Here is a 624-nt window from a genome sequence, read left to right on the forward strand (position 1 = left end):
CCGGCGTGCGCCCGGCGGGCGGTGTCGTCGGCGACCAGAAGCGCGTCGTCACCCCCCGCGCGGCGGTGAATGCCGGTGCGTCGATCCTGGTGATCGGTCGCCCGATCACCCAGGCCGAAGACCCCGACCTTGCCGCACGCGAGATTGCCGGGACACTCTGAGCACGCCCGCCTCGCGACACCGCCGGGGCACCTAGGACGCATAATGACCACTGCCAAGATTTGCGGGCTATCGACGCCCGAGACGCTCGACGCGGCGATTCCCGGTGGGGCGAGCCATGTCGGCTTTGTGTTCTTCGCGGCCTCCCGGGGCTATCTCTCGCGCGTTCGTGCGGCGCAACTGGCCGCGCGGGTGCCCGGCCATGTCGCGCGCGTCGGCGTGATGGTGAACCCCGACGATGCGCTGGTCGAGCAGGCAATCGCCGCCGGACAGCTCGAGGTGCTGCAATTGCACGATACGCCCCCGGCCCGCGCCGCCGCGATCAAGGCGCGGAGCGGCCTGCAGATCTGGGCGGCGGTGGCGGTGCGCACCCGCGCCGATCTGGCGCTGGCCGAGACCTTTGGCGGTGTCGCCGATCGCATCCTGTACGACGCCAAGACCCCGCCCGGCGCGGCGCTGCCCGGC

2 protein-coding genes are annotated in these 624 nt (G+C 72.3%); both read left to right on the plus strand.

Annotation, left to right across the window (positions count from 1 at the left end; genetic code table 11):
* Positions 1–5 precede the first annotated feature (5 nt).
* A complete protein-coding gene (locus tag AACY19_RS26740; RefSeq protein WP_445262330.1) occupies positions 6–161 on the plus strand; it encodes an orotidine 5'-phosphate decarboxylase / HUMPS family protein in 156 nt (51 codons plus the stop codon).
* A gap of 43 nt (positions 162–204) precedes the next feature.
* Positions 205–624 (plus strand): phosphoribosylanthranilate isomerase (locus AACY19_RS26745; protein WP_445262329.1); only part of this gene is annotated, 420 nt, incomplete at its 3' end.

Origin of the sequence: Pseudomonas sp. EA_5y_Pfl2_R50 (genome assembly GCF_963970475.1) — a bacterium.
GTDB lineage: Bacteria > Pseudomonadota > Gammaproteobacteria > Pseudomonadales > Pseudomonadaceae > Aquipseudomonas.